The sequence below is a fragment of the Staphylococcus taiwanensis genome (assembly GCA_020544305.1).
GTDB lineage: Bacteria > Bacillota > Bacilli > Staphylococcales > Staphylococcaceae > Staphylococcus > Staphylococcus taiwanensis.
The window spans coordinates 1,939,446-1,963,534 of record CP058667.1; the positions used below are offsets into that span (position 1 = coordinate 1,939,446).

Sequence of the window (24,089 nt, forward strand, 5' to 3'; positions counted from 1 at the left end):
TCTCAATATTTATCTTTACCCTAATATATCAAATATCCGACAAAACGCCAATAAAATGCTATGATACTACTAAACGAGTTATGAACTTGTTATGACTAAATTTTTAATGCATATATTAAAATGAACATTGATTTTATTAAAGTATTCTGTTGTAATAGTGGATAATTTATTACAATTCATTAATCAGTATATTATTCTATTGAAATGCAACTAAGGAGAAATATATGAAACCTTATTTAATTTGTTTAGACCTAGATGGCACATTATTAAATGATAATAAAGAAATTAGTGATTACACAAAACAAGTATTAACAACTTTAAAAAAACAAGGCCATCTCATTATGATTGCGACTGGACGTCCATATCGTGCAAGTCAAATTTATTATCATGAATTGAACATGGATACACCAATCGTAAATTTTAATGGTGCCTATGTTCATCATCCTAAATCAGATGATTTTGAAACGATACACGAAGTATTAGATGTTGATTTAGCTAAAAATATGATTGAAACGCTTCAAAAAGCAAATGTTACAAATATTATTGCTGAAGTTCGTGATCATGTTTTTATTAATAATCATGACCCACGTTTATTCGAGGGATTTTCAATGGGAAATCCTAAAATTGAAACAGGTAATTTATTAGAAGGATTAGACGAAGCACCTACTTCAATCCTTGTTGAAGCTGAAGAAGTTAATATTCCTCGTATTAAACAAATGTTAACACGCTTCTATGCGGAAAATATTGAACACCGTCGTTGGGGTGCGCCATTCCCTGTTATAGAAATTGTTAAGCGAGGAATTAGTAAAGCTAGAGGTATTGACTACGTAAAAAATTATTTGGATATAGAACCATCTCAGATTATCGCTTTCGGTGATGAAGATAATGATATTGAAATGATTAAATATGCAAAGTATGGCATAGCTATGGATAACGGTCTTGATGAATTAAAACATATAGCTAACCATGTTACCTATTCAAACAATGAAGATGGCATTGGTCGCTACCTTAATGATTTCTTTAAATTAAATATACCTTATAAGGGTTAAACCAATTTGCAAAGTGAGACAATCATGTTGAGTATCATACTGTCTCACTTTTTTAATACTTATTTATGGAGGAATGTATGATGTACAAGATAATTGTAGTGGGAGCTGTTGCTGGTGGCGCGACGTGTGCTAGTCAAATACGCCGTCTAGATAAAGACAGTGAGATAACTATTTTTGAAAAGGACCGCGATATGAGTTTCGCCAATTGTGGCTTACCTTACTATATAGGCAATGTTGTAAATGAGCGCAAAGATGTCTTACCTTTAACCCCTTCTGTGTTTAAAGAAAAGAAAAATATAACTGTAAAAACATATCATGAAGTGATCGCAATCAATGATCAATCACAAACCGTAACAGTATTGAATAGAGAGAATGGCGAGAAATTTGAAACACACTATGACAAACTTATTTTAAGTCCAGGTGCAAGTGCAAATTCACTAGGTTTTGATAGCGACTTTATCTTTACATTACGTAATATGGAGGATACTGATGCAATTGATCAATTTATCGATAAACATCATGTTAAGAAAGCTTTAGTAGTTGGTGCAGGTTATATTTCTTTAGAAGTGTTAGAAAATTTACACGCGCGTGGTTTAGATGTCACTCTCATTCATCGTTCTGAAAAAGTTAATAAATTGATGGATCAAGATATGAATCAAGCTATTTTTGATGAATTAAATCGTCACAATATTCCTTACAGATTGAATGAAGAAATCACTGACATTAGAGATCATCAAGTTACTTTTAAATCAGGTGTTCAAGAAGACTTCGACTTAATTATAGAAGGTGTAGGTACATATCCTAATTCGAAATTTATTGAATCATCTAATATTAATTTAGATGATAAAGGATTTATTGTTGTTAACGATAAATTTGAAACAAATATTCCAAATATATACGCATTAGGAGATGTTATCACATCATTTTATCGTCACGTTAACTTATCAGCTAATGTCCCACTTGCTTGGGGTGCACATCGAGGCGCTAGTATTATTGCCGAACAACTTGCTGGTAATCCAAAGATTACTTTCAAAGGATATTTAGGATCAAATATCGTTAAATTCTTTGACTATACTTTTGCGAGTGTAGGCATCAAACCTGAGGAATTAGTAAAATTTGATTATGAAATGGTTGAAATCACTGGTGGTACGCATGCAGGTTATTACCCAGGAAATACAGATATTCATCTACGCGTATATTTTGATAAACATAATCGTCAACTTTTACGTGCTGCTGCAGTAGGGAAACAAGGTGTAGACAAGCGTATAGATGTCCTTTCAATGGCGATGATGACAGGTTTAACAGTTGATGCACTCACTGAATTTGAAGTTGCTTATGCCCCACCATATAGCCATCCAAAAGATTTAATTAACATGATTGGCTATAAATCACGAGATATTTAAAATAAAGTTTAAAAAAAGGGAGTGGACTAGAATTTCTTTGTGAAATTCTCTTTGCTGAGGCCTCGTCCACTCCCATAGGGCGACTAGAGTTGAGAAAAACTTCATATAAGCGCCTTCTCAACTCAGTCAGCTACTGCAAATTTGCTAAGTAGCCTTATAATATAATTTTTGTTTCGCAAACGTTCTTTTTGTAGCTAATAGATTTTTATTAAAAATTAGCTAATGCCGAACATATGACTTATTGGACCCCAAGGTAAAATAACACCTAGCGTCATTGTGATAATGATTAACACAATGGTTGCCCAAAATAATCCATGACTTGCCTCGTGTTTCTTTCTTTTAGCGATAGACACTTCCATTAACGCAATCACACCAATGCCACAAAGCATTTTCAGTGTTAATAACATATGGTTACCGCCACCACCATGACTTGCTGCAATAAACTCTTGAATTAAAATCCAAAATCCTGAAAATAATGTAAGCAACATAAAGACTCTCAATGCCATTTGTAGTGGTTTAAACATAGGTGTAGGTCCTTGCGATTTAGATATATGTAAAAATGCGATTACATATAAAATAATAGCTAATGTCCAGCTTGCTATATGCATATGTAACAAAGCTAAATCCCCCCAATACTTATTATTCCTTTTTCACTTAAACATCATAACACATAAATAGTTATCACGTATGTATGAGAGAATTTTGGCATAAAGAAAGGTCGCCATTTTATGACGACCTTTTAATAATCTATATAAAAATAAACTATTCACTATCTTTGGCAATGTATGTTGTTAATGTACCAATGTTATCAATCGTAACTTTAACTTCATCACCAGGTTGTAAAAATTGAGGTGGTTCTAAACCAGCACCTACACCAGCTGGTGTACCTGTAGCAATAATATCACCAGGATGTAATGCTACATACTTAGAAATTTCTTCGATTAAATCATCAATTTTAGTAATCATTTGGCTAGTATTACCATCTTGACGAATTTCATTATTCACTTTAGTAACGATATTTACGTTTTCCGGCATTGGTAACTCATCTTTAGTCACAATATATGGTCCCATTGGGCAACCACCAGTTAAACTTTTAGATAAAAATGCTTGGTCTTGTGCATTTTGAGCAGTACGGTCAGTAATATCATTGATAATTGTATAACCGTAAATATAGTCTAATGCTAAAGCTTTTGGAATTTTTTCTCCAGATTTACCAATTACAATACCAAGTTCACCTTCGTAATCTAATTGGTCCGTGATATCTTTATGATTTGGAATTGTTGCTTCATCACCAGTTAAAGATGAAGCCGCTTTAGTAAATACATATAAGCGTTGTACTTCATGATTCAATTCACTTGCATGATCTTGGTAGTTACGACCAAATGCGATAACATTATTTGGTGGTGTAACTGGTGGTAAGAATTCGATATCATTAAATGCAATTTTATAATCATCTGCTTTACCACTATCTTCAGCGGCTACAACTGCTTTACGTACTTGTTCTTGGAAATCTAATGTTTGGTTTTGTTGTAAACCTTCTAATAATGTTTTTGGATGGAAGTCTCCTTCACCGAAATCAGCAAAAACTAGTTTTAAATCCCAAACTGCGTCTTCACGCTTAACTTTAACGCCGTAAGATTCAGCGTCATTATATTTGAATGATAAGAATTTCATTCAGTATCAACTCCTCATCTATATCTTAATTCATATTATAACTTTAATTATAATTAAACCACAAATATATCTGTCTGAAATTTTAGAAATTTAGTATATTTTATTCTTTTTTTGAAAATATGTTAACTAAACCTCATTATCCTCAATACTCATTTGACCAAATTGGAAGAAATAAAGATAGCCATATACTTTGGTATTTAATATCGTTTCTAAAGTGTTTTTATAATATGTCATTTGGATTTTATACTTATCCCGAAGTTGTATACCTATTTCTTCGTCAGTCATACCTCTACGTCTATTAAATGCATCCGTTTTATAATCCACAAAGTAGTATTGACCATCCTTTAGGAAGATTAAGTCAATCATACCTTGAATAATTGATACATCTTCATCTTCTTCAGGCATTTCGTCTACACGTGCTTGATTCACTACAAAAGGTAATTCACGGAATACTTTATCAGCTTTTGCAATTTCCATATATAAATCACTACGAACAAATTGAATAACTTCTTTGAATTGAATATCTTTTTTAGCATCTTTTTCAATAAGACGTTCTTTAATTAATGTATCTATATAATCATTTAATTCCGTTTCAGTAAGACGTTCTTCTCTAAAAGGTAAATGTTGCATGACGGTATGCATTAATGTACCTATTTCATTTGCTTTTCGTTTTTTATTTTCACGTAAAAACTTAGGTCTCTCATAAGTAGATACACCTATACGATACTGTCTTACCCTTTCATAGCTAGTACCATTTTCTTGAGTTTCTAACTGGCGTTTGAGTTCAGAAACTGATTGTTTTGAAGGTTTTTCTGTATCTTTTAAATATGGATATCTAAATGATAATTGATAATTAATTTGTTGTTTTAACGTATCATCATGTGACCCTTCAGTCTCAAGATCATCGATTGTACGTTGTTCTTGGTCTGATTCATCATTTTCAAATGAAAGTTCCCCAAAATGAATAACTTTAATATTTACCGAAGGGCGTAAACTTTCATCTAAATTATCGATAGATCGTTCGAATTGATATTCAGGCAGCAAAGAAGCTGATTGATATTTTGCTAAAATAGCGAATATTAAATCAAACGGCCGTTCAGCTGATAGTCGCTTATGCAATGCTATTTTGTCATTAGAAATTGGTAAATGTTCAAGTTTTTCTATAACATCTTCTTTATCGATAGTACCGATAAGGATGAGTTGTTCTTTCGCTCGTGTTAAAGCAACATACATTAAACGCATCTCTTCCGAAATCAGTTCTTTTTCAGTAATTGATTTAATGACAACTGATGATAACGACGGATACGTCACATTTTGTTCTAAATCATAATAATCAATTCCTAAACCATATTTTTGGTTTAAGATCAATGATTTACGTATATCTCCTTTATTAAAGTTCTTAGAAAGACCAGAATAAATGACATAAGGAAACTCTAAACCTTTACTACTATGAACGGTCATCATACGTACAACATTGTCATTAGGGCCTATCACATTTTCTTCACCAAAATCTTTATTACGTTCAATTAACTCATCAATAAATCTAATAAATTGATAAAGACCTCTGAAACTAGAATTTTCAAATTCTACGGCTTTATTAAACAATCCATAAAGATTTGCACGACGTCCTTTACCTCCGATAAGTCCACTGAAATACTGAATAACATAATGGTCATTATAAAACTGATCGATTAACTGATAGACTGGATGTGATTGACTATATTCTTGATACATTAAAATATCGTCAATAAACTGTTGTAATTTCTCAACTAAGTCTGAATTAGCTTCTTTATGTTGCATATAATGCGTTATAGATTGATAGAAGTAATCATCATTAGAGCTTAAAACACGAATATGTGCTAATTCATCTTCTGTAAATTGATAAATTACGGAACGCATCAAACCAACTAAATAAATATCTTGTAATGGATTATCAATAGTTCTTAAAAATGATAGTACTAATCGAACTTCGGTTTGTTCAAAATATCCTTCCTTACTATTTACATGGAATGGAATATTACAATCTTTGAACACTTGTTGCAAATTACGTGCATTTTTTAAGCCTCTTTCTAATATAACGATATCTTTAAAAGTGGCTTGTCTATATGTTTCAGTTTTTATATCATAAACTTGTTTATTTTTAATGATGTACTTCACTTGCTCAGCAATATAACGTGCTTCTTGTTCTTGCTTTTCTAAATCATTGTCGCTACTTTTATCTTGGACGAGTGCATGTAATTCAAGAGGCATAGATTTATCGGAATATTTAGTAGCACCGAAATAAAGTCTTGCATCAGTATCGTAATTAATCTCTCCTACCTCTTCATCCATCATATGATCAAACAAATAATTCGTTGTAGAGAGAACTTCCTTACGTGAACGGAAATTTTTAGATAAATCGATACGCAAACCAGTTCCATTACCATCTTTTGTAAATCTGTGATATTTATCCATAAACAATGTAGGATCAGCTTGTCTAAATTTGTAGATAGATTGCTTAACGTCTCCTACCATGAATAAATTACCATCAGATTCGTCGCCGCGTTTAATTTTAGATATGATTGCTTCTTGTACTTGATTGGTATCTTGATATTCGTCTACTAAAATCTCCTCAAACAGTGAGCGATATTCTTTAGCTATAGGAGACGCATTTCCTTCTTGATCAGTTAAGATTTGTAATGCAAAGTGCTCATAATCAGCAAAGTCAAGCACATTTCGACTACGTTTCTTCTCTGCAAAATCATTAATAATATCTTTCACAATTTGAACTAAATATTTAATTCTAGGTGCTAAATGTGTCATATCCGCTTTTAAATCATCAAAAGAACGCATTAAGTATTTATTCTTAACGTCTAATAAGATTTTTTTATATTCATCATAAAAAGCTTTTGCATTAATTAAAATTTGAGAATCAATGTTTGCATCTTCATTCGTTTCTTTTAATTTTTTTGTGATTGTCGGAAGTTTTTCAGAAGTATAATTGATGATTTCATTGTAATTGATCACATTTCCTTCAATCATTTTTTCACATTTTGTTCTCTCTAACTTAATTACATCTAAATGTTTTTCAACTTCTATGCAATTCGAAAAGCTATTATATGCTTCTAATAAATTATGATAAGCTGCTTTAATAAATATTTTCGCTAATCTTTCTAATTCTTTTAGATATACTTCATGTTTATTTTCATCCTTATAGGTTTCCACTAATGAATCTAACCACTGAAATGGTGACGGATTAGCTATACTGAAATTATAAAATCGTTTAAGAATTTCTCTAAAACTTTCATCATTTCGATCACTAGATAATTGTTCAACCAATGTAAGAAACTCGATATCTGGTGATTCATAATGTTGTTCTAATACTTCATCAATGGATTGTTCAAGCAATAGTACATTTTCTACATCGCTAATTGTACGAAAATTAGGATCTAAATCAATCACATCGTAGTTTTGTTGAATAATTTTCAAACAAAAACTATGTAAAGTTGAGATTTGAGCTTGGTGAATTTTGATTCGTTGATTCTTTAAATGTTCATTTCTGGGATTTTCAATAGATGCTTGTTGAATACGTTGCTCGACACGGTGCTTCATTTCTCGAGCACTTAAATTCGTGAACGTCGCAACAAGTAACTTATCAACATCTATCTCATCTCTAATAATTTTTTGAATAATTCTCTCTACTAAAACAGCAGTTTTACCTGAACCTGCTGCCGCAGCTACTAAAATATCTTGTCCATTAGCATAGATGCTTCTCCATTGCGCATCTGTCCATTGCGCATTCTCTGGTTTAATTGGTATCTTATTCATTTTTATCACCACTTTCTAACTCCACATCCTGAATTGCTTTTAGAGGATCAATCGTTTCATCTACATGACGATAATGCTTACTATCAATAATAGTATCTACGTGGCACACTGATTGGAAATTACAAAATTGACATGGTAATTGATCATCAAATTTAAGTGGTGCAACTTCTGTATGTCCATCCATAATTTTTGTAGCAGTTTCAATAAAATTATTCTTATTGTGTTTAATAAATTTATGAATCGTCGTTTCATCAGCCACACTACTTCCTCTGCTACCTATACTTCCATCCTTTTTAAGGCTAACAGGTACAATGTCAGAGTTACCAATGTCATCTAAACGAATATCTAATGCTTCTACAACATCCATATCACTATTCACTAATCCACGTAATCGATATTCTTTTAGAAATGCTTGTTCAAGTTGATCTTGCTCTAAAGCGTCGTCTTCCATTTCTCCCCAATTTTTAAAACTAAGACGTTCATCATGAACATGGAAGTACAACAAACCACCAGGCTTTATATCATTTGTTAAACCTAGTCGTTTAGCATTTTGTAACGCAACATCCATGTACGTCATCATTTGCATTTGCTTACCATAATAAACTTTTTTTAAATTTAATTTCGCACTAGGATCAGATGACTTATAGTCGATGATATTGATATAGCTTGTATCATTTTTAGTATAGGCATCAATGCGATCAATTTGACCTCGTATATTAACTGGAATACCTTGTTTCGTAATTAAAGGTTGTGCAATAAGTTCCTCATTATTTTTTGGTGATTTTCTAAATCCAGCTTCAAAACGTTGTGGTCTGAATTTAGTGTTTTTATTTTGATAGCGTAATGCTTTCAATGTACTTTCAACAATGACACCAATACGTTTTGAAACGTAGCGATAATATGCATTTGAATCCATTAAATTGAATTGAACTTGAGGTAGCACATTTTCTAAAGCTTCAACTGTTAGGGCATGAATCTTTTTATTATCAAGATTTTTGAAATCGCCCTCAATTTTGTCGGAAATGTACTTCAACGCAGTATGGAATATATTTCCTAAATCAAAATTCTCAAGTTTGTATTTTGTTCTTTCGTTTAATCTTAGTCCATGGTTTGCATAGTGTTTAAATGGACAATCATTGTATCCTTCAAAACGAGATACACTCGCATTGATAGTTGATCCGTATAATGATGTTGCCAATTGCTCGTCTAATTGTACTGTCTCATTGTCATACGTAAGTGCGGTTAATAAGTAATTTAGTCCATTATTAAGTTTGTCATTATCTCGTATTACTTGATAGGCATCTACCCAAGTATCTGCAACCATTTCTGACTCTAACCAACTTTTTAAAGATTCGAATAGGACCACTTTCGTTTGATGTGGATGTTCCATTAACGATAATGGTTGTGCATTATGAATATAGTGAATATTTGTTACATCTAGTCCATTAAACAATGCTTGAATTTGATTTAAAAATGGACTTTTTTCTTTATCTTCACCTTGGGATCCCATAAGACTGTATGAGAATGTTACCTGTTCACTACCTCGCGTCATAGCTATATAACATACAAATGCCTCATCCATTTGTAAAATATCAGACGTTGGGCTTAACTCAACTTGTGCTTGTTGCTCAAATACTTTCTTTTCTTCATCGGTAATTAAACTTGATGAAGAAATGGGTTGAGGCATCGTTCCATCATTCATACCAACCATATAAATATGTTTTTTATTATCTACCTTTGCTAAGTCCATTGTCCCTATACTCACTTGGTCAAGGGTTTGAGGAATCATAACAAACTCTAATTGTTCCAAACCAATATCAAACACTTCTAAAAATCGATTTAGCGTCATCTCTTCGTTATCAAATACAGTAACCAAATCATCTAAAATTTGAATAAGTCCATTCCAAATTTGATCAACTTCTTCAGCTTCTTCATGATATCCATCAGCATCCAATTGATCACGGTGTGTCATTAAATATTTTGGTAAATCAAAAGATTCCATTGTTTCGTAGAATGCCGTCGCAAAACCTCTTACATTCTCCGCTTCATTCATAGCTTTTTCAAATGTTAATATTTTATCAATAATATCGTTTTTTAAATTGACAACTTGTTCAAAATCTTCCCTTTCTTCAGCAGTCAACTTATGTTCTTTGCGTCCCATTTTCGTAAAATTGTCCACACTAAACAATTTCTCATCAAGCCAACGTTTGCCATATATGCCCCGTTCTACTACGAAGTTCTCTAATAAGTTAATTAGGTAGTCACTATCTTTAAAATGGTCGCTTAAAATATTCGTTTTAATTAAACGCATCATTGGACTAATATTCCAATTTGTTTGAATAACTTCAAGGAGTGAACGCACCATTTCCATAATTGGATGGTGTGTCATAGACCTTTTAGTATCAATATTAAAGGGAATATCATATTGTGGGAGAACAGAATCAAACAAATATGCGTATGATTCATCACGATACAAAATCGCAATATCTTGATATCTATATTGTTTATCACGAGTATCTTTAATAATCCGGCGTGCTACTTCATTGACCTCTTCGCGTATGCTTGAAGACTCTAAAATATTTATATTACCCTGATAAGATATTGGATTGACTTGTAATGCATCAAATTGTTGTTCCAATTGTATTAGGTCTTGATTATTAAAACGATACTGCTTTTTAAAGTAATGTTGCTTTAATTCTATATTTAATTCATTAGCGATTTCTTTCAAATGCGTAAGTACTTCTGAAGGCTTTCTGAATAAACTAAATGGTTCTTCATCTCCGTCAGTAGTTAGAAGTACAGTAACTTTTTTAGCATTTTGAACTAACGCTTTAATAATTTGATATTCCAATGTAGAAAAGTTATGGAATCCATCTATGTATATTTCAGCATTTTTAATCCACTCTGATTGATGTAGAACATCGACAAAGTGATTTAAACTATCTTCTGAAGTGATAAACTCACCATTTATACGTTCTTCAAAATATTTATATATTAATGAAATATCTTCTAACTTATGTCTTGTTCTTGTTTTCACGTCATTATCTTGTAAAAATGACTGCAAATGTTCAGGGGTTACAGAATATTTTTTAAAGTCTTGAATTTGCTCACTTAATTTCTCGCTAAAGCCATAATAATTGACTTGTGATTGATATAATTTCAATTCAGATTTATGCTGTTGCACTAAATTATATATCATCATTTCTGTAGCTGCTTGCGTTAAGCGTTCTTCGGTAAGTCCTCCAACTTCTTGAAAGATTCTATAACTCAAACGTTCGAAGTGAAGTACCTCCGTTCTCAAACTCCCATTCAAATCTTTATCATTCACAAATGCTTGTTCAAGTTGAAAAGTACTCTGTGTTGGTGCTATCAAAATAATTGGGTCACCAAGAGGATCATCTTTCATTTGTTGCTTAATATTATTAATCATATGATAAGATTTACCAGTTCCTGCTCTACCGAGGTATGTGCTTAATTCCATATGTCCCCCACACTCCTTTGTCTTTATTTTAACATAGAACATACGTTCTTAAAAATGTTTTATCATGTCCTTTTTATGTATTAAAAAAGATTGGCTGAAAACTCTCATTAGAATTTTCAAAGCCAATCTTAAAGCGCTTGTTTCATAAGATTTAATACGACTTAATTACCGATCTGGATTAAAATTAAATTTAAACTCATTAAATGGCCAGAATCTGAACGACACTTTACCTACAATTTGATTCTTATCTATTAATCCAAATGCACGACTATCTTTACTTACTTCACGGTTATCTCCAAGCACTAAATATTTATCTTTAGGAATTACATTTGAATTTGGATTTGCATTTATTAAGTCTTTCGTTTCGAATGACCCAGTTATATATTCGCCTTGTTTGCGTTTTTCATTATAATCTAGATAAGGTTCTTTCACTCTTTTACCATTGATATATAACTTATCATTTTTATAAGTTACATTATCTCCAGGAACCCCAATCACACGTTTAACATAGTCATCAGATTTATTAGCATGGAAGACAATAACATTACCTTTTTTAACGTCTCCAACCTTATATCCTAAAATGTTAACCATTACATGTTGGCCATCTTTTAACGTTGGATCCATTGAATCGCCTTTAATCGTATATGATTTAGCAACGAAGTTAACCATTACCCATACAAGTAATAAACCTACCACTATGGCGACAATCCACTCCATTATTTCTTTTTTCAAAATTAACACCTCATCTACTTATTAAACTGATAGGTAAATTCTTTAAATGGATAATACTTTAAACTTACATCTCCAATGATGTCCTTATCATTAATTAATCCATATGTACGAGAATCACGCTTGTTATCACCATTATCATTTAACACAAAATATGAGTTTGGCGGAATAATATCTCCATCAGAATTATGAATATCTCTTAAAGCAAAATTATTAATATCTCTATTTTTAGCATAACTTTTGTCGACTTGTCTATCGTCTCTATACAATTTACCATTTCTCACTTCTATTGATTCGCCTGGCTTACCAATTACACGACTAAATAATAGTTGATTCTTGTGTCTATACATAATAATGTCTCCATCTTGCAACATGTTAAAGGTGATTTTTATCTTATTTACAATCACACGATCGCCTTTATTCAAGATTGGGTCCATACTATTGCTTTTAACAATACCGCCTCTAATAATAAATGTTTGGATACATAATACAAATACAATAGCTAAAATAATAGCAACAACTAAATTTATAATTTTACGCAATATGTCACTCCTTTTCGGAACCCATAAAATAATGTTCTACTTTTTTTCCAATAAACCATAATGCAATCGTAACGAGTATTAAGATTACCGCTCTAAAAGGATGCGTGAATATAGTTGTTACACTTCTACCCATTATTGCTAAAAATGTTATTGAAACAAGTTTAGATATAAGCAAAATAATAAAATAATATTTAGCTTTAATGTGCGATAAACTAGCTACAAAATTAACCAATGTATTAGGCGTAAAGGGAAAACACATTAATATGAAAATAGGAACTAAGCCTTGTCTATCTATAAAATGTATTAATCTTTCAACAGACTTTCTTGTTCTAATCTTTTGCATAAACTTAGCGTTAACAAATTTGCGACAAAAGAAAAATACAGTATAGGTTCCCGCTACAATGCCTAACCAACTCACAATGGTACCGGCAATAAAACCATATGCATGAACATTCAAAATAACGTATAACGTCAGTGGAAGTACTGGCACAACGGCTCTAAAAAATAGTATTATAAATCCTGCGAAATAACCTAAACCTTGAAGTAAATTAAACCATTGTTCAATTTGATGAAACACCGTCGCATCAAATCCTTCCCTATTGATTAACAGTTAATATATCATAAAAATCATTTTACACTGTTTACTATATAAATCTACCATTAATTTAATAAATCAGTCACAGGTTGTAGTTGTTAGTCAACCTTTAGATTCAATATAAAGATAACTAAATAAAAGAGCAGAATAGAAATCCATTTAATTCAAAAAGATTTCGCCATTCTGCCCTTGTATGGGAACTTAACCTTTCACTCTAAAAATCGTAGTTTTTAGAATCTTAAGCTTTGTTCTCCATATTAAAATAATCTATTTAGTTTAACTTTCTTATATATGTCTTCGATAACTTAAATTTATAGACGATCTTCTAATTCTTTTTTCTTATCTTCATATCCAGGTTTACCTAATAAAGCAAACATGTTTTGTTTATAGGCCTCAACACCCGGTTGATTAAATGGATTTACACCTAATTGATAACCACTCATCGCACAAGCTAATTCAAAGAAGTATACAACATAACCAAATGTTTCTTCATCTAATCTAGGTATATTGACTACTACGTTAGGTACGCCACCGTCAGTATGTGCTAATAAAGTACCTTCAAATGCTTTAGTATTAACTTCATCAATTGTTTTACCCGCTAGATAATTTAATCCATCTAAATCATCACTATCTTCTTCAATTGTAATATCATGTTTAGGGTTATTCACTTTGACAACTGTTTCAAATAAGAAACGACGACCTTCTTGTACATATTGACCTAATGAATGTAAGTCAGTTGTATAGTTTGCACTTGATGGATAAATACCTTTAAAGTCTTTACCTTCTGACTCACCGTATAATTGTTTCCACCATTCATTAAAATATTGCATTGATGGTTCATAGTTAATCAACATTTCAGTAGTGTAGCCTTTACTATATAGAATGTTACGAATTGTCGCATATTGATAAGCGATATTGTCATCTAAATTGTCTGATGATAATTCTTTACGTGCTTTATTTGCACCAATCATTATAGATTCAATATTGATACCTGCAGTTGCAATTGGTAGTAAACCTACTGCAGTTAATACAGAATAACGGCCTCCAACATCATCAGGTACAACAAATGTTTCATAACCTTCATTATCAGCTAATTGTTTTAACGCACCTTTTGCTTTATCTGTAGTAGCAAAGATACGTTTTTTTGCTTCATCTTTACCATATTTGTCTTCAACTAATTGTTTAAACAATCTAAAAGCAACAGCTGGTTCAGTAGTTGTTCCTGATTTAGAAATAACATTTACTGAGAAGTCTTTGTCAGATAAGTACTCAATTAATTCGTGAGTATAACTTGAAGATAAATGATTACCTACAAATACGATTTCAGGATATTCAGTGCTATTACGGAATGAAGAAGTTAACATTTCTATAGCTGCACGTGCACCTAAATATGAACCGCCAATACCAATAACAACTAATACATCTGAATTTGCTTTAATACGTTTAGATGCTTCAACAATTCTTGAAAATTCTTTTTTATCATAATCCTCAGGTAAATTAACCCAACCTAGGAAGTCGTTTCCAGCACCAGTTCCTTCATGAATGGTTTTATGAATTGTTTTAACAATATCTTTTTGTTGATCAAGTTCGTGTTGACCGAAAAATTCTAAAGTTTTGCCATAATCTAATTGAATGTGAGTCATTGTTAAAAAGCCTCCTGTATTTCTTATTACTTTAATTCTACTAACTTTATGTTATCTATTCAATTGACATGACTGTCTATTCAAATATTTATCCGTTATTAGACATTTTTTAGTCATTTTCTCTAAAATAAAAATGAATAATTTATAAATGATAACGAAATAAATAAATGCGATATCATCACTTTTATAGGCATTTTAACGTTTCAAAAAGATAATACGCTTTAAATAAAATGTATATTTATGTAAAAAAATGGTTTTATTTTCATTAATAATCTGTTAGTATTTATTTATATCAATTTTCAGAAAAATTATGAGGTGAGCACATGAAAGAGAAAATCGTATTAGCATATTCAGGTGGATTAGATACAAGTGTAGCCGTAAAATGGCTTATAGATAAAGGTTATGACATCGTGGCAGTATGTTTAGATGTCGGCGAAGGCAAAGATTTAGATGTAGTACATTCAAAAGCGTTAGATATGGGTGCAATTGAATGCCATATTATTGATGCTACAAAAGAATTTAGCGATGATTTTGTAAGCTATGCAATTAAAGGTAATTTAATGTATGAAAATAGTTACCCACTCGTTTCTGCATTGTCTCGTCCGCTTATCGCTAAAAAATTAGTTGAAATCGCTGAACAAACAAATTCTGTGGGTATTGCTCACGGTTGTACTGGTAAAGGTAACGACCAAGTTCGTTTTGAAGTAGCAATTAAAGCTTTAAACCCTAACCTTAAAGTATTTGCACCAGTTAGAGAATGGGGTTGGAGTCGTGAAGAAGAAATTGATTATGCACTAAAACACAATATTCCAGTTGGCATTAATCATGATTCACCATACTCAATCGATCAAAACTTATGGGGCCGTGCAAATGAATGTGGTATTTTAGAAGATCCATATGCTGCACCGCCTAAAGATGCATATGATTTAACTGCTGAATTAGAAGATACACCAGACACACCGGACGAAATTATCCTTACTTTTAAAAATGGAATACCTGTTCAACTTAACCATAAAGATTATGACTTAGACCAATTAATCTTAACTTTAAATGAATTAGCAGGTAAACACGGCATTGGTCGTATTGACCACGTTGAAAATCGTCTAGTAGGTATTAAATCTCGTGAAATTTATGAAACACCTGGTGCCGAAGTCATCTTAAAAGCACATAAATCTCTTGAAACATTAACACTTACTAAAGATGTGGCACACTTCAAACCAGTCATTGAAAAACAATTTGCTGAACAAACTTATAATGGCTTATGGTTCTCACCATTAACTGATAGTTTGAAACTATTTATTGATAGTACTCAAAAATATGTTGAAGGTGACGTTAGACTTAAACTTTTCAAAGGTAATGCGATTGTCAATGGTAGAAAATCTCCATATACGTTATATGATGAAAAATTAGCAACGTATACGAAAGAAGATGCTTTCAATCAATCTGCTGCAGTAGGATTTATCGACATTTACGGTCTACCTACTCAAGTAAATGCCTACTTACATGGAGGTTATAGTAATGAGTAGTAAAGCATGGGGTGGTCGTTTTCAACAACAACCTGAAGATTGGGTAGATGAATTTAATGCATCCATTGATTTTGACCAAACATTGTTAGATGAAGATGTACAAGGCAGTATCGCCCACGCTACAATGTTAGCGAATCAACATATCATTACTACTGAAGATAAAGATGCCATTGTTAAAGGTTTAAAAGAAATTCAACAAGATTTTCATGAACATAAACTAGATTTCAAAAAATCTCTTGAGGATATTCATTTAAATATTGAGCATGAACTTATCCAGCGTATAGGCGATGCCGGTGGTAAATTGCATACAGGACGTAGTAGAAATGATCAAGTTGCTACTGATTTACATTTATATGTAAAAAAAGAAGTCAAAAACATCCAAGATTTAATACGTTCATTTCAATCTTCAATCTTAAAGCTAGCTCAATCACATGTAGATACAATCATGCCAGGTTATACGCACCTACAACGTGCACAACCTATCTCATTTGCACATCATGTAATGACATATTTCTGGATGCTTGAACGAGACTACTCACGTTTTGCTGACAGTATGAAACGTATCGACATTTCTCCATTAGGCGCTGCTGCATTGAGTGGTACGACCCACCCTATCGACAGACATGAGACTCAAGCATTATTAGGATTTGAATACATCTATGAGAATAGCTTAGATGCTGTAAGTGATCGTGATTATATTATCGAAACACTGCATAATATCTCATTAACAATGATTCACTTATCTCGTTTCGCTGAAGAAATTATTTTTTGGTCGACTGACGAAGCGAAATTCATTACCTTATCGGATGCATTTTCTACGGGGTCATCTATTATGCCTCAAAAGAAAAATCCTGATATGGCCGAATTAATTCGTGGTAAAGTAGGTCGTGCAACAGGTCATTTAATGAGTATGCTTGTTACTTTAAAAGGCTTACCATTAGCCTACAATAAAGATTTACAAGAAGATAAAGAAGGATTATTTGATTCCGTTCGTACAGTTAAAGGATCACTACGTATCTTTGAAGGCATGTTAGATACCATGACGGTAAATACAAATCGTTTAAATGAAACCGTGCACCAAGACTTTTCTAATGCAACAGAACTTGCAGACTATTTAGTTGCTAAAGATGTTCCTTTCAGAAAAGCACATGAAATTGTTGGTAAAATTGTCTTTGAATGTATTCAACAAGGCATCTATTTATTAGATGTCCCACTAGAACGTTACAAAGAATTAAACAGTAATATTGATACAGATGTTTATGATTACTTAAAACCCGAAAATTGTCTAAACCGTCGTAAAAGTTACGGTTCAACAGGTCAAGATTCAGTACGTCACCAGCTAAAAGTGGCTGAAAAAGTATTAAATAATCATTAATTATATTAGGTCGAAGGTAGGACAATAATGCATTAAGAATGCTTGTCCTACTTTCGACCCTTTTTGTTAAGTATATTGAGTGCGTTTTAAGTATATAATAATTATTTTAAGCTTCTGCAAATTCACTTTCTTTCATAAAATCGCTTTGCTAGATTTAAATTATACATTTTACTGTGAAAGGATGAGTTTATTGAAAGCAAGTAAGAAAGGTATCATTTCAAGTTTAACGATAGCTAGTTTAGGGCTGACTTTAATACATACTCCAGTTGAAGCTAGTGGTGGCGGCGTTTCAAATACTGTGACGACAAACCAATCTAATACGACTTCAACTCAAAACCACAGTCAAAATAATCATTCGAAATGGACAACAAATTTAACAGGAGAACGTCATACTACTATCGCACACCGTGGTGCAAGTGGCTATGCACCTGAACATACCTTTGCCTCTTACGATAAAAGCCATAACGAATTAGGTGCATCCTATATAGAAATTGATTTACAGCGCACTAAAGATGGTCATTTAGTTGCAATGCATGACGAAACGGTTGATCGCACTACAAATGGTTCAGGACGTGTCGAGGATTATACTTTATCAGAACTAAAGAAACTTGACGCAGGTTCTTCTTTTAATGAACAAAACCCACAATATGCCAACGCCAGTTATAAAGGTGCTAAAGTGCCAACATTAGATGAAATTTTATCACGCTATGGTACAAATGCTAACTATTATATTGAAACAAAACAACCTGATGTTTACCCAGGTATGGAACAACAGTTATTAGATACACTTAATCGACACAACATGCTTACTTCTAATTCACTTAAAAATGGTCACGTGTTGGTACAATCATTTTCAGAAGCAAGTTTATTAAAAATGCATCAATTAAATGCGAATGTGCCATTAATACGCTTATTAGATAAGGGCGAATTAGCACAACAAAGTGAAGCAGATTTACAACGCATTCGTTCTTATGCAGTGGGTGTTGGTCCTGAATATAGTGATTTAAAAGCACAAAATGTAGCACATTTAAAAGACTTAGGTTTCCTTGTACACCCTTTCACTGTAAATGATACTGCTGATATGCAACGCTTAAACCAATATGGTGTTGATGGCGTCTTCACTAACTATGCCGATCAATACAAAGCAATAAGTGCTCAAAAATAAATTTATTATGATTTTTACTCTATAAAAAAACTAGTTATCACCAAATCATCTTAATTGGAATGGGATAACTCGTGTTCTAGGCAAAATAATATTTTGAAGCTACATAGCGAATGCGCAGTAGTTGTCTGAGCTGAGAAAGGACTATAAAACAAACTTTTCTCAGCTTTAGTCATACTTGCAGGTCGGGCTCCAGCAAAAAGGATTTCATCCAGAAATTCTTCAAACAGAGCAAGTTGAGAATAAATGCATCTCAAAAATGCTGTTATTCTCTTCTTATTCATCTTACTTTAAAAGTTTTACATAAACATTTTGGTCAGGAATACAAAGCATGTTTATCATTGAAAACATATATAGCATGTAGAAGTAACATATGTATATTTCGTATATGATACACAATTAACATATCGAGACATATAAAAGTAAATAATCCGAACATACAATAGCACGTTATCATAAGAAGTTGAAACTTAATTTTAGGAATCACTATGATTTTAGAATTACTTCTAGCTATATTAATATGTTTGATTTTCTTTTTATTGTATAAGTAAATATGAAATGCAATTAAAAGTATCGCATACACAATGCAAATGACGGTATTTAAAAAGTCACTAATATTTATATCAAAATAATGCGCAATATAATTTATAACAAGACTACAAATTATAGAAATTCCTATAGTACGCCAAAATGGCAGTCCATTATTGTCATTTTTATCCCTATATAAACCTAGTTCATCAATTTCTTCATCACTAATTTCTGTACACTTCTTAGGGATATACCAATTTAACATAGGTAAAATATAGGTTAACCAGTTATTAGTTAAATCTATTAAATACTTTTTACCATCACAATTGATTATTCTATATTTAAGTCTTTTGTGCAGACCCATTACTTTTGCTACAAGCAAATTATCAGCTCCATGACAAAAAATAACGCTATAACTTGTTTCTAATTCAAAGCAAGCTATAGCGTTTTTAAATTTATTTAATGATAGGCTTATGCCCAACCACGATAACGTGCTGCTTCAGCAGTACGTTTAATACCAACAATATATGCTGCTAATCGCATATCGATTTTTCTGTTTTGCGCTAATTCATAGATTGTATCGAATGCATCCACTAATTTTTCACGTAATTTTTCATTAACTTCTTCTTCTGACCAGTAGTAACCTTGATTGTTTTGTACCCACTCGAAGTAAGAAACTGTTACACCACCAGCACTTGCTAGTACGTCAGGCACTAATAAAATGCCACGTTCAGATAAAATACGTGTAGCTTCTGGTGTAGTTGGACCATTAGCCGCTTCAACAACGATATCTGCTTTAATATCATTCGCATTATCTTCTGTGATTTGGTTAGAAATTGCAGCTGGAACTAAGATATCGCAATCTAATTCAAATAATTCTTTATTTGAAATTGTATTATCAAATAAGTTTGTTACCGTACCGAAACTATCACGACGGTCTAATAAATAATCGATATCTAATCCTTCTGGATCATGTAATGCACCATATGCATCTGAAATACCTACTACTTTGGCACCCATATCATATAAGAATTTAGCTAAGAAACTACCAGCGTTACCAAAGCCTTGGATTACTACACGAGAGCCTTTAATTTCTTTACCACGACGTTTCGCAGCTTGTTCAATTGCGATAACTACACCCAATGCAGTTGAACGGTCACGTCCTTGAGAACCACCTAAAACGATTGGTTTACCTGTAATGAAACCTGGAGAGTTAAATTTATCTAATGCACTATACTCATCCATCATCCAAGCCATAATTTGAGAGTTTGTAAATACGTCTGGTGCAGGAATATCTTTAGTTGGACCTACGAATTGAGAAATTGCACGTACGTATCCTCTTGATAAACGTTCAACTTCATGAATACTCATTTGACGTGGGTCACATAAGATACCACCTTTACCACCACCATATGGTAAATTAACGATACCGCATTTTAAAGTCATCCACATAGACAATGCTTTAACTTCTTCTTCGTCTACTTCTGGGTGGAAACGCACTCCACCTTTAGTTGGACCTACAGCATCGTTATGTTGTGCACGATAACCAGTAAATGTTTTAACTGTGCCATCATCCATACGTACTGGGATACGAACTTGTAAGAATCTTAATGGTTCTTTAATTAAATCATACATACCATCGTCAAATCCCAATTTGTGTAATGCTTCTTTAATGATACTTTGTGTAGAAGTCACTAAATTATTATTCTCAGTCATGATCACTTTCGCCTCTTTTTAACAAATGATTTCGCTTTCATACATATTGTAACACATGTCTTTGCTTTTTAAAGGGTTTTCAAAATGAATGTTACAACTTTTTGAACTTATTCAAACACACTACGAATTCTGTCTAATGCATCATCTAATTCTTCTTTAGAAATAACTAAAGGAGGAGCAAAACGAATTACAGTGTCATGTGTTTCTTTACATAATAGACCTTTTTCTTTTAAAGCTTCACAGAATGGTCTAGCACTTTCATGTAATTCAACACCAATAAAGAGACCACGACCGCGAACTTCTTTAATAGAAGGATGGTTTATTTTTTGCAATTCAGATTTAAAGTATTCACCTAATTCATTTGAGCGACCTGGTAAATCTTCATCTAAAATGACATCTAATGCCGCAATTGAAACTGCACATGCTAATGGGTTACCACCAAAAGTCGAACCATGTGAGCCTGGTGTAAATACGTCTAACACTTCATTGTCCGCTAGAACTACTGAAATTGGTAGTACACCACCGCCTAATGCTTTTCCTAAAATATAAACGTCAGGTTTAACGTTATCCCAATCTGTCGCAAATAATTTACCTGAACGTCCTAAACCTGCTTGAATTTCATCAGCAATGAATAAAATATTATGTTCATCACATAATTCTCTAATTGCTTTTAAGTAACCTTCTGGCGGAATATTAATACCCGCTTCACCTTGAATTGGTTCAACTAAAATAGCTGCTGTATTTTCATTAATGGCTTCTTTTAATTTATCTACATCTCCGAAATCAACTTTACGGAATCCATCTAATAACGGACCATAGCCACGTTGATATTCAGCTTCTGATGACAATGACACTGGTGCCATAGTACGACCGTGGAAGTTACCATTGAACGCAATGATTTCAGCTTTATTAGGTTCAAGTCCTTTAACATCATAAGCCCAACGTCGAGCAGCTTTTAATGCTGTTTCAACTGCTTCAGCACCTGTATTCATTGGTAATGCTTTATCTTTACCAGCTAACTTACAGATTTTTTCATACCATTCCCCTAGATTATCACTGTGAAATGCACGCGAAACAAGTGTTACTCTGTCTGCTTGGTCTTTTAAAGCTTGAATAATTTTAGGATGACGATGTCCTTGGTTTACAGCTGAATAAGCTGATAGCATATCCATATATTTATTACCTTCTGGATCAGTTACCCAAATACCTTCCGCTTCTGCTACAACGATTGGAAGTGGTACATAGTTATGTGCTCCATAATGGTTTGTTAATTCGATAATTTGTTCTGACTTAGTCATAATATCTCCCCTTTGCTTTAATTTATATTAAAACTAATGGCCATACGATTGCGACTTTCTATGACTTAGTTATATGAATGATATACATTTATTTTTGAAAATATGAATATTACTTCAACACTAACCACTAAGCATGAAAGCCCTTACAGATATAATGACATATTACAATATATTTTTACAAGTAAAATAATAAAAATTTTCCGATAACTTGATTATTTAAAATACTAACAATGTTAGAATATTAAAAAGCTTGTGCCACTCAACATAGCACAAGCAAAAATCATATTATTTATCTTTACGTGGTAATGGATAAAATCCATCGTTAAATTGTTGCCATAATTTTGGAGGTAAAGCGTGATCATCTTCACGATTTGGATCAAAGTAAGAAATAATTTCGTCTTCTCTACCTTCTTTAATTTTTTCAACAAAATGATAGTCTAATAATATTTCACGACCAAGCGCTATTAATTCGCTTCCTGTTGTTTCTACTGCTTCAAGTGCATCATCAGCAGTAAATACTGAACCTACGCCAATCACAGGCATACGTCCATCAACCCATTGATGAATTAATTTCAAGCGTTCTTGACCTGCATATTTACCTTCACGTGTTTCTGAATGCACATCACCTAATGAAATATGCACATAATCAATTGCTTTTTCAGTAATGGTATTAATCAACTGTTCTGTAATCTCCATTGAAATGCCAGGTGATTCCGCTTCTTCGGGTGATAATCTATATCCTACAATAAAGTCTTTATTAGCATGCTCTTCTTTCACTTTAAGCACTTCATCGATAACAGCTGTTGGGAATTTCATATGATCTGCCCATTCATCATTTCTTCTATTATAGTAAGGTGAAACAAATTGATGAATTAAGTAATGGTTGGCGCCATGAATTTCCACACCATCAAATCCAGCTTCAATGACGCGACGCGTTGCTTCACCGAAATCTTTAATTGTCTGTTCTATTTCCTCTGGCGTAATTTCTCTAGCATCATGTTCTTCTTGTTGACCGAAACTTTTTAATGAAATAGGACTTGGTGCCACTACATCGCCATTGGGTGTTAAATTCGGTAATGCTTGTGCCCCACCATGATGGATTTGAACTAGTGCTTTAGCACCGTTCTTCTTCATAGCAGTTGCTAAACGTTTTAACCCTTCTAAGTCTGAATCATGTGCGACAGATGGTTGCCCAGGAAAAGCTTTACCAATGTCGTTAACATTACTTGCAGCATTGATTGCTAAACCTACATCTTTCGAACGTTTTTCAATATATGGAATTTCCACATCTGAAATTGTACCATCGTCATTTGACGAAATGTGTGTAAGTGGTGCTAATACGAAGCGATTTCTTAATTCAACGCCATTTGGTAATTTAACTGTTTCAAATAATTTCTCATATTTATTGTTCATAGTAATTCCTTTCCTCCTTAATTATGCACAAACTATATCACGATAGAATCATATATCTCCAATCTTTTGCTTGCATGTGCATGCATATATACTAAAGATTGAATTCCCGAAAATAATTCAACTTAATCATTGTGCCCTATAACGAAAA

At 32.6% G+C, this 24,089-nt stretch carries 17 protein-coding genes; 5 read left to right on the forward strand and 12 right to left on the reverse strand.

Features of this window, described 5'->3' with window-relative positions; translation table 11 throughout:
• The first annotated feature begins 224 nt into the window (after nucleotides 1-224).
• Both HYI43_09260 and HYI43_09265 read left to right on the forward strand, forming a co-directional pair.
• Nucleotides 225-1,049: an HAD family phosphatase gene (locus tag HYI43_09260; GenBank protein UDI78727.1), complete on the forward strand. Its 825-nt coding sequence runs from the start codon at nucleotides 225-227 to the stop codon at nucleotides 1,047-1,049.
• A gap of 80 nt (nucleotides 1,050-1,129) precedes the next feature.
• Nucleotides 1,130-2,452 (forward strand): CoA-disulfide reductase, encoded by a 1,323-nt coding sequence (locus HYI43_09265; GenBank protein ID UDI78728.1) that lies wholly within the window; start codon nucleotides 1,130-1,132, stop codon nucleotides 2,450-2,452.
• A 215-nt stretch (nucleotides 2,453-2,667) separates the two neighbouring features.
• On the opposite strand, the gene HYI43_09270 is transcribed toward HYI43_09265, so the two are convergent.
• From HYI43_09270 to HYI43_09305, 8 genes are all read right to left on the reverse strand, one after another.
• Nucleotides 2,668-3,069: a YisL family protein gene (locus tag HYI43_09270; GenBank protein ID UDI78729.1), complete on the reverse strand. Its 402-nt coding sequence runs from the start codon at nucleotides 3,067-3,069 to the stop codon at nucleotides 2,668-2,670.
• A gap of 145 nt (nucleotides 3,070-3,214) precedes the next feature.
• Nucleotides 3,215-4,126 (reverse strand): fumarylacetoacetate hydrolase family protein, encoded by a 912-nt coding sequence (locus tag HYI43_09275; protein UDI78730.1) that lies wholly within the window; start codon nucleotides 4,124-4,126, stop codon nucleotides 3,215-3,217.
• Between the two features lie 126 nt (nucleotides 4,127-4,252).
• Nucleotides 4,253-7,933, reverse strand: a complete 3,681-nt coding sequence (gene addA / locus HYI43_09280; protein ID UDI78731.1) for a helicase-exonuclease AddAB subunit AddA — start codon at nucleotides 7,931-7,933, stop codon at nucleotides 4,253-4,255.
• Entirely contained in the window at nucleotides 7,926-11,414 is a 3,489-nt protein-coding gene (addB, locus tag HYI43_09285) for a helicase-exonuclease AddAB subunit AddB (protein UDI78732.1), read from the reverse strand. Before addB ends, addA begins: the two co-directional genes overlap by 8 nt.
• 165 nt (nucleotides 11,415-11,579) lie before the next feature.
• Nucleotides 11,580-12,146: a signal peptidase I gene (lepB, locus tag HYI43_09290; GenBank protein UDI78733.1), complete on the reverse strand. Its 567-nt coding sequence runs from the start codon at nucleotides 12,144-12,146 to the stop codon at nucleotides 11,580-11,582.
• A gap of 14 nt (nucleotides 12,147-12,160) precedes the next feature.
• A complete protein-coding gene (gene lepB, locus HYI43_09295; protein ID UDI78734.1) occupies nucleotides 12,161-12,685 on the reverse strand; it encodes a signal peptidase I in 525 nt (174 codons plus the stop codon).
• 4 nt (nucleotides 12,686-12,689) lie between these two features.
• Entirely contained in the window at nucleotides 12,690-13,262 is a 573-nt protein-coding gene (locus tag HYI43_09300) for a TVP38/TMEM64 family protein (GenBank protein ID UDI78735.1), read from the reverse strand.
• Between the two features lie 329 nt (nucleotides 13,263-13,591).
• Nucleotides 13,592-14,923: a glucose-6-phosphate isomerase gene (locus HYI43_09305; GenBank protein UDI78736.1), complete on the reverse strand. Its 1,332-nt coding sequence runs from the start codon at nucleotides 14,921-14,923 to the stop codon at nucleotides 13,592-13,594.
• 323 nt (nucleotides 14,924-15,246) lie between these two features.
• Here HYI43_09305 and HYI43_09310 point away from each other — a divergent pair, with 323 nt between their 5' ends.
• The 3 genes from HYI43_09310 (at nucleotide 15,247) to HYI43_09320 (ending at nucleotide 18,989) form a co-directional block, all read left to right on the forward strand.
• Nucleotides 15,247-16,449 (forward strand): argininosuccinate synthase, encoded by a 1,203-nt coding sequence (locus HYI43_09310; protein UDI78737.1) that lies wholly within the window; start codon nucleotides 15,247-15,249, stop codon nucleotides 16,447-16,449.
• Entirely contained in the window at nucleotides 16,442-17,824 is a 1,383-nt protein-coding gene (gene argH / locus HYI43_09315) for an argininosuccinate lyase (GenBank protein UDI78738.1), read from the forward strand. The genes HYI43_09310 and argH overlap by 8 nt, the downstream gene beginning before the upstream one ends.
• A 190-nt stretch (nucleotides 17,825-18,014) precedes the next feature.
• A complete protein-coding gene (locus tag HYI43_09320) occupies nucleotides 18,015-18,989 on the forward strand; it encodes a glycerophosphodiester phosphodiesterase (GenBank protein UDI78739.1) in 975 nt (324 codons plus the stop codon).
• A 313-nt stretch (nucleotides 18,990-19,302) separates the two neighbouring features.
• Here the strand turns inward: HYI43_09320 and HYI43_09325 are convergent, their stop codons facing one another.
• From HYI43_09325 to HYI43_09340, 4 genes are all read right to left on the reverse strand, one after another.
• A complete protein-coding gene (locus HYI43_09325) occupies nucleotides 19,303-19,896 on the reverse strand; it encodes a DUF443 family protein (GenBank protein ID UDI78740.1) in 594 nt (197 codons plus the stop codon).
• A gap of 89 nt (nucleotides 19,897-19,985) precedes the next feature.
• Nucleotides 19,986-21,230 (reverse strand): Glu/Leu/Phe/Val dehydrogenase, encoded by a 1,245-nt coding sequence (locus HYI43_09330; GenBank protein ID UDI78741.1) that lies wholly within the window; start codon nucleotides 21,228-21,230, stop codon nucleotides 19,986-19,988.
• Between the two features lie 107 nt (nucleotides 21,231-21,337).
• Nucleotides 21,338-22,528: an ornithine--oxo-acid transaminase gene (locus tag HYI43_09335; GenBank protein ID UDI78742.1), complete on the reverse strand. Its 1,191-nt coding sequence runs from the start codon at nucleotides 22,526-22,528 to the stop codon at nucleotides 21,338-21,340.
• Between the two features lie 285 nt (nucleotides 22,529-22,813).
• Nucleotides 22,814-23,941: an NADH-dependent flavin oxidoreductase gene (locus HYI43_09340; protein UDI78743.1), complete on the reverse strand. Its 1,128-nt coding sequence runs from the start codon at nucleotides 23,939-23,941 to the stop codon at nucleotides 22,814-22,816.
• Nucleotides 23,942-24,089: the final 148 nt, after the last annotated feature.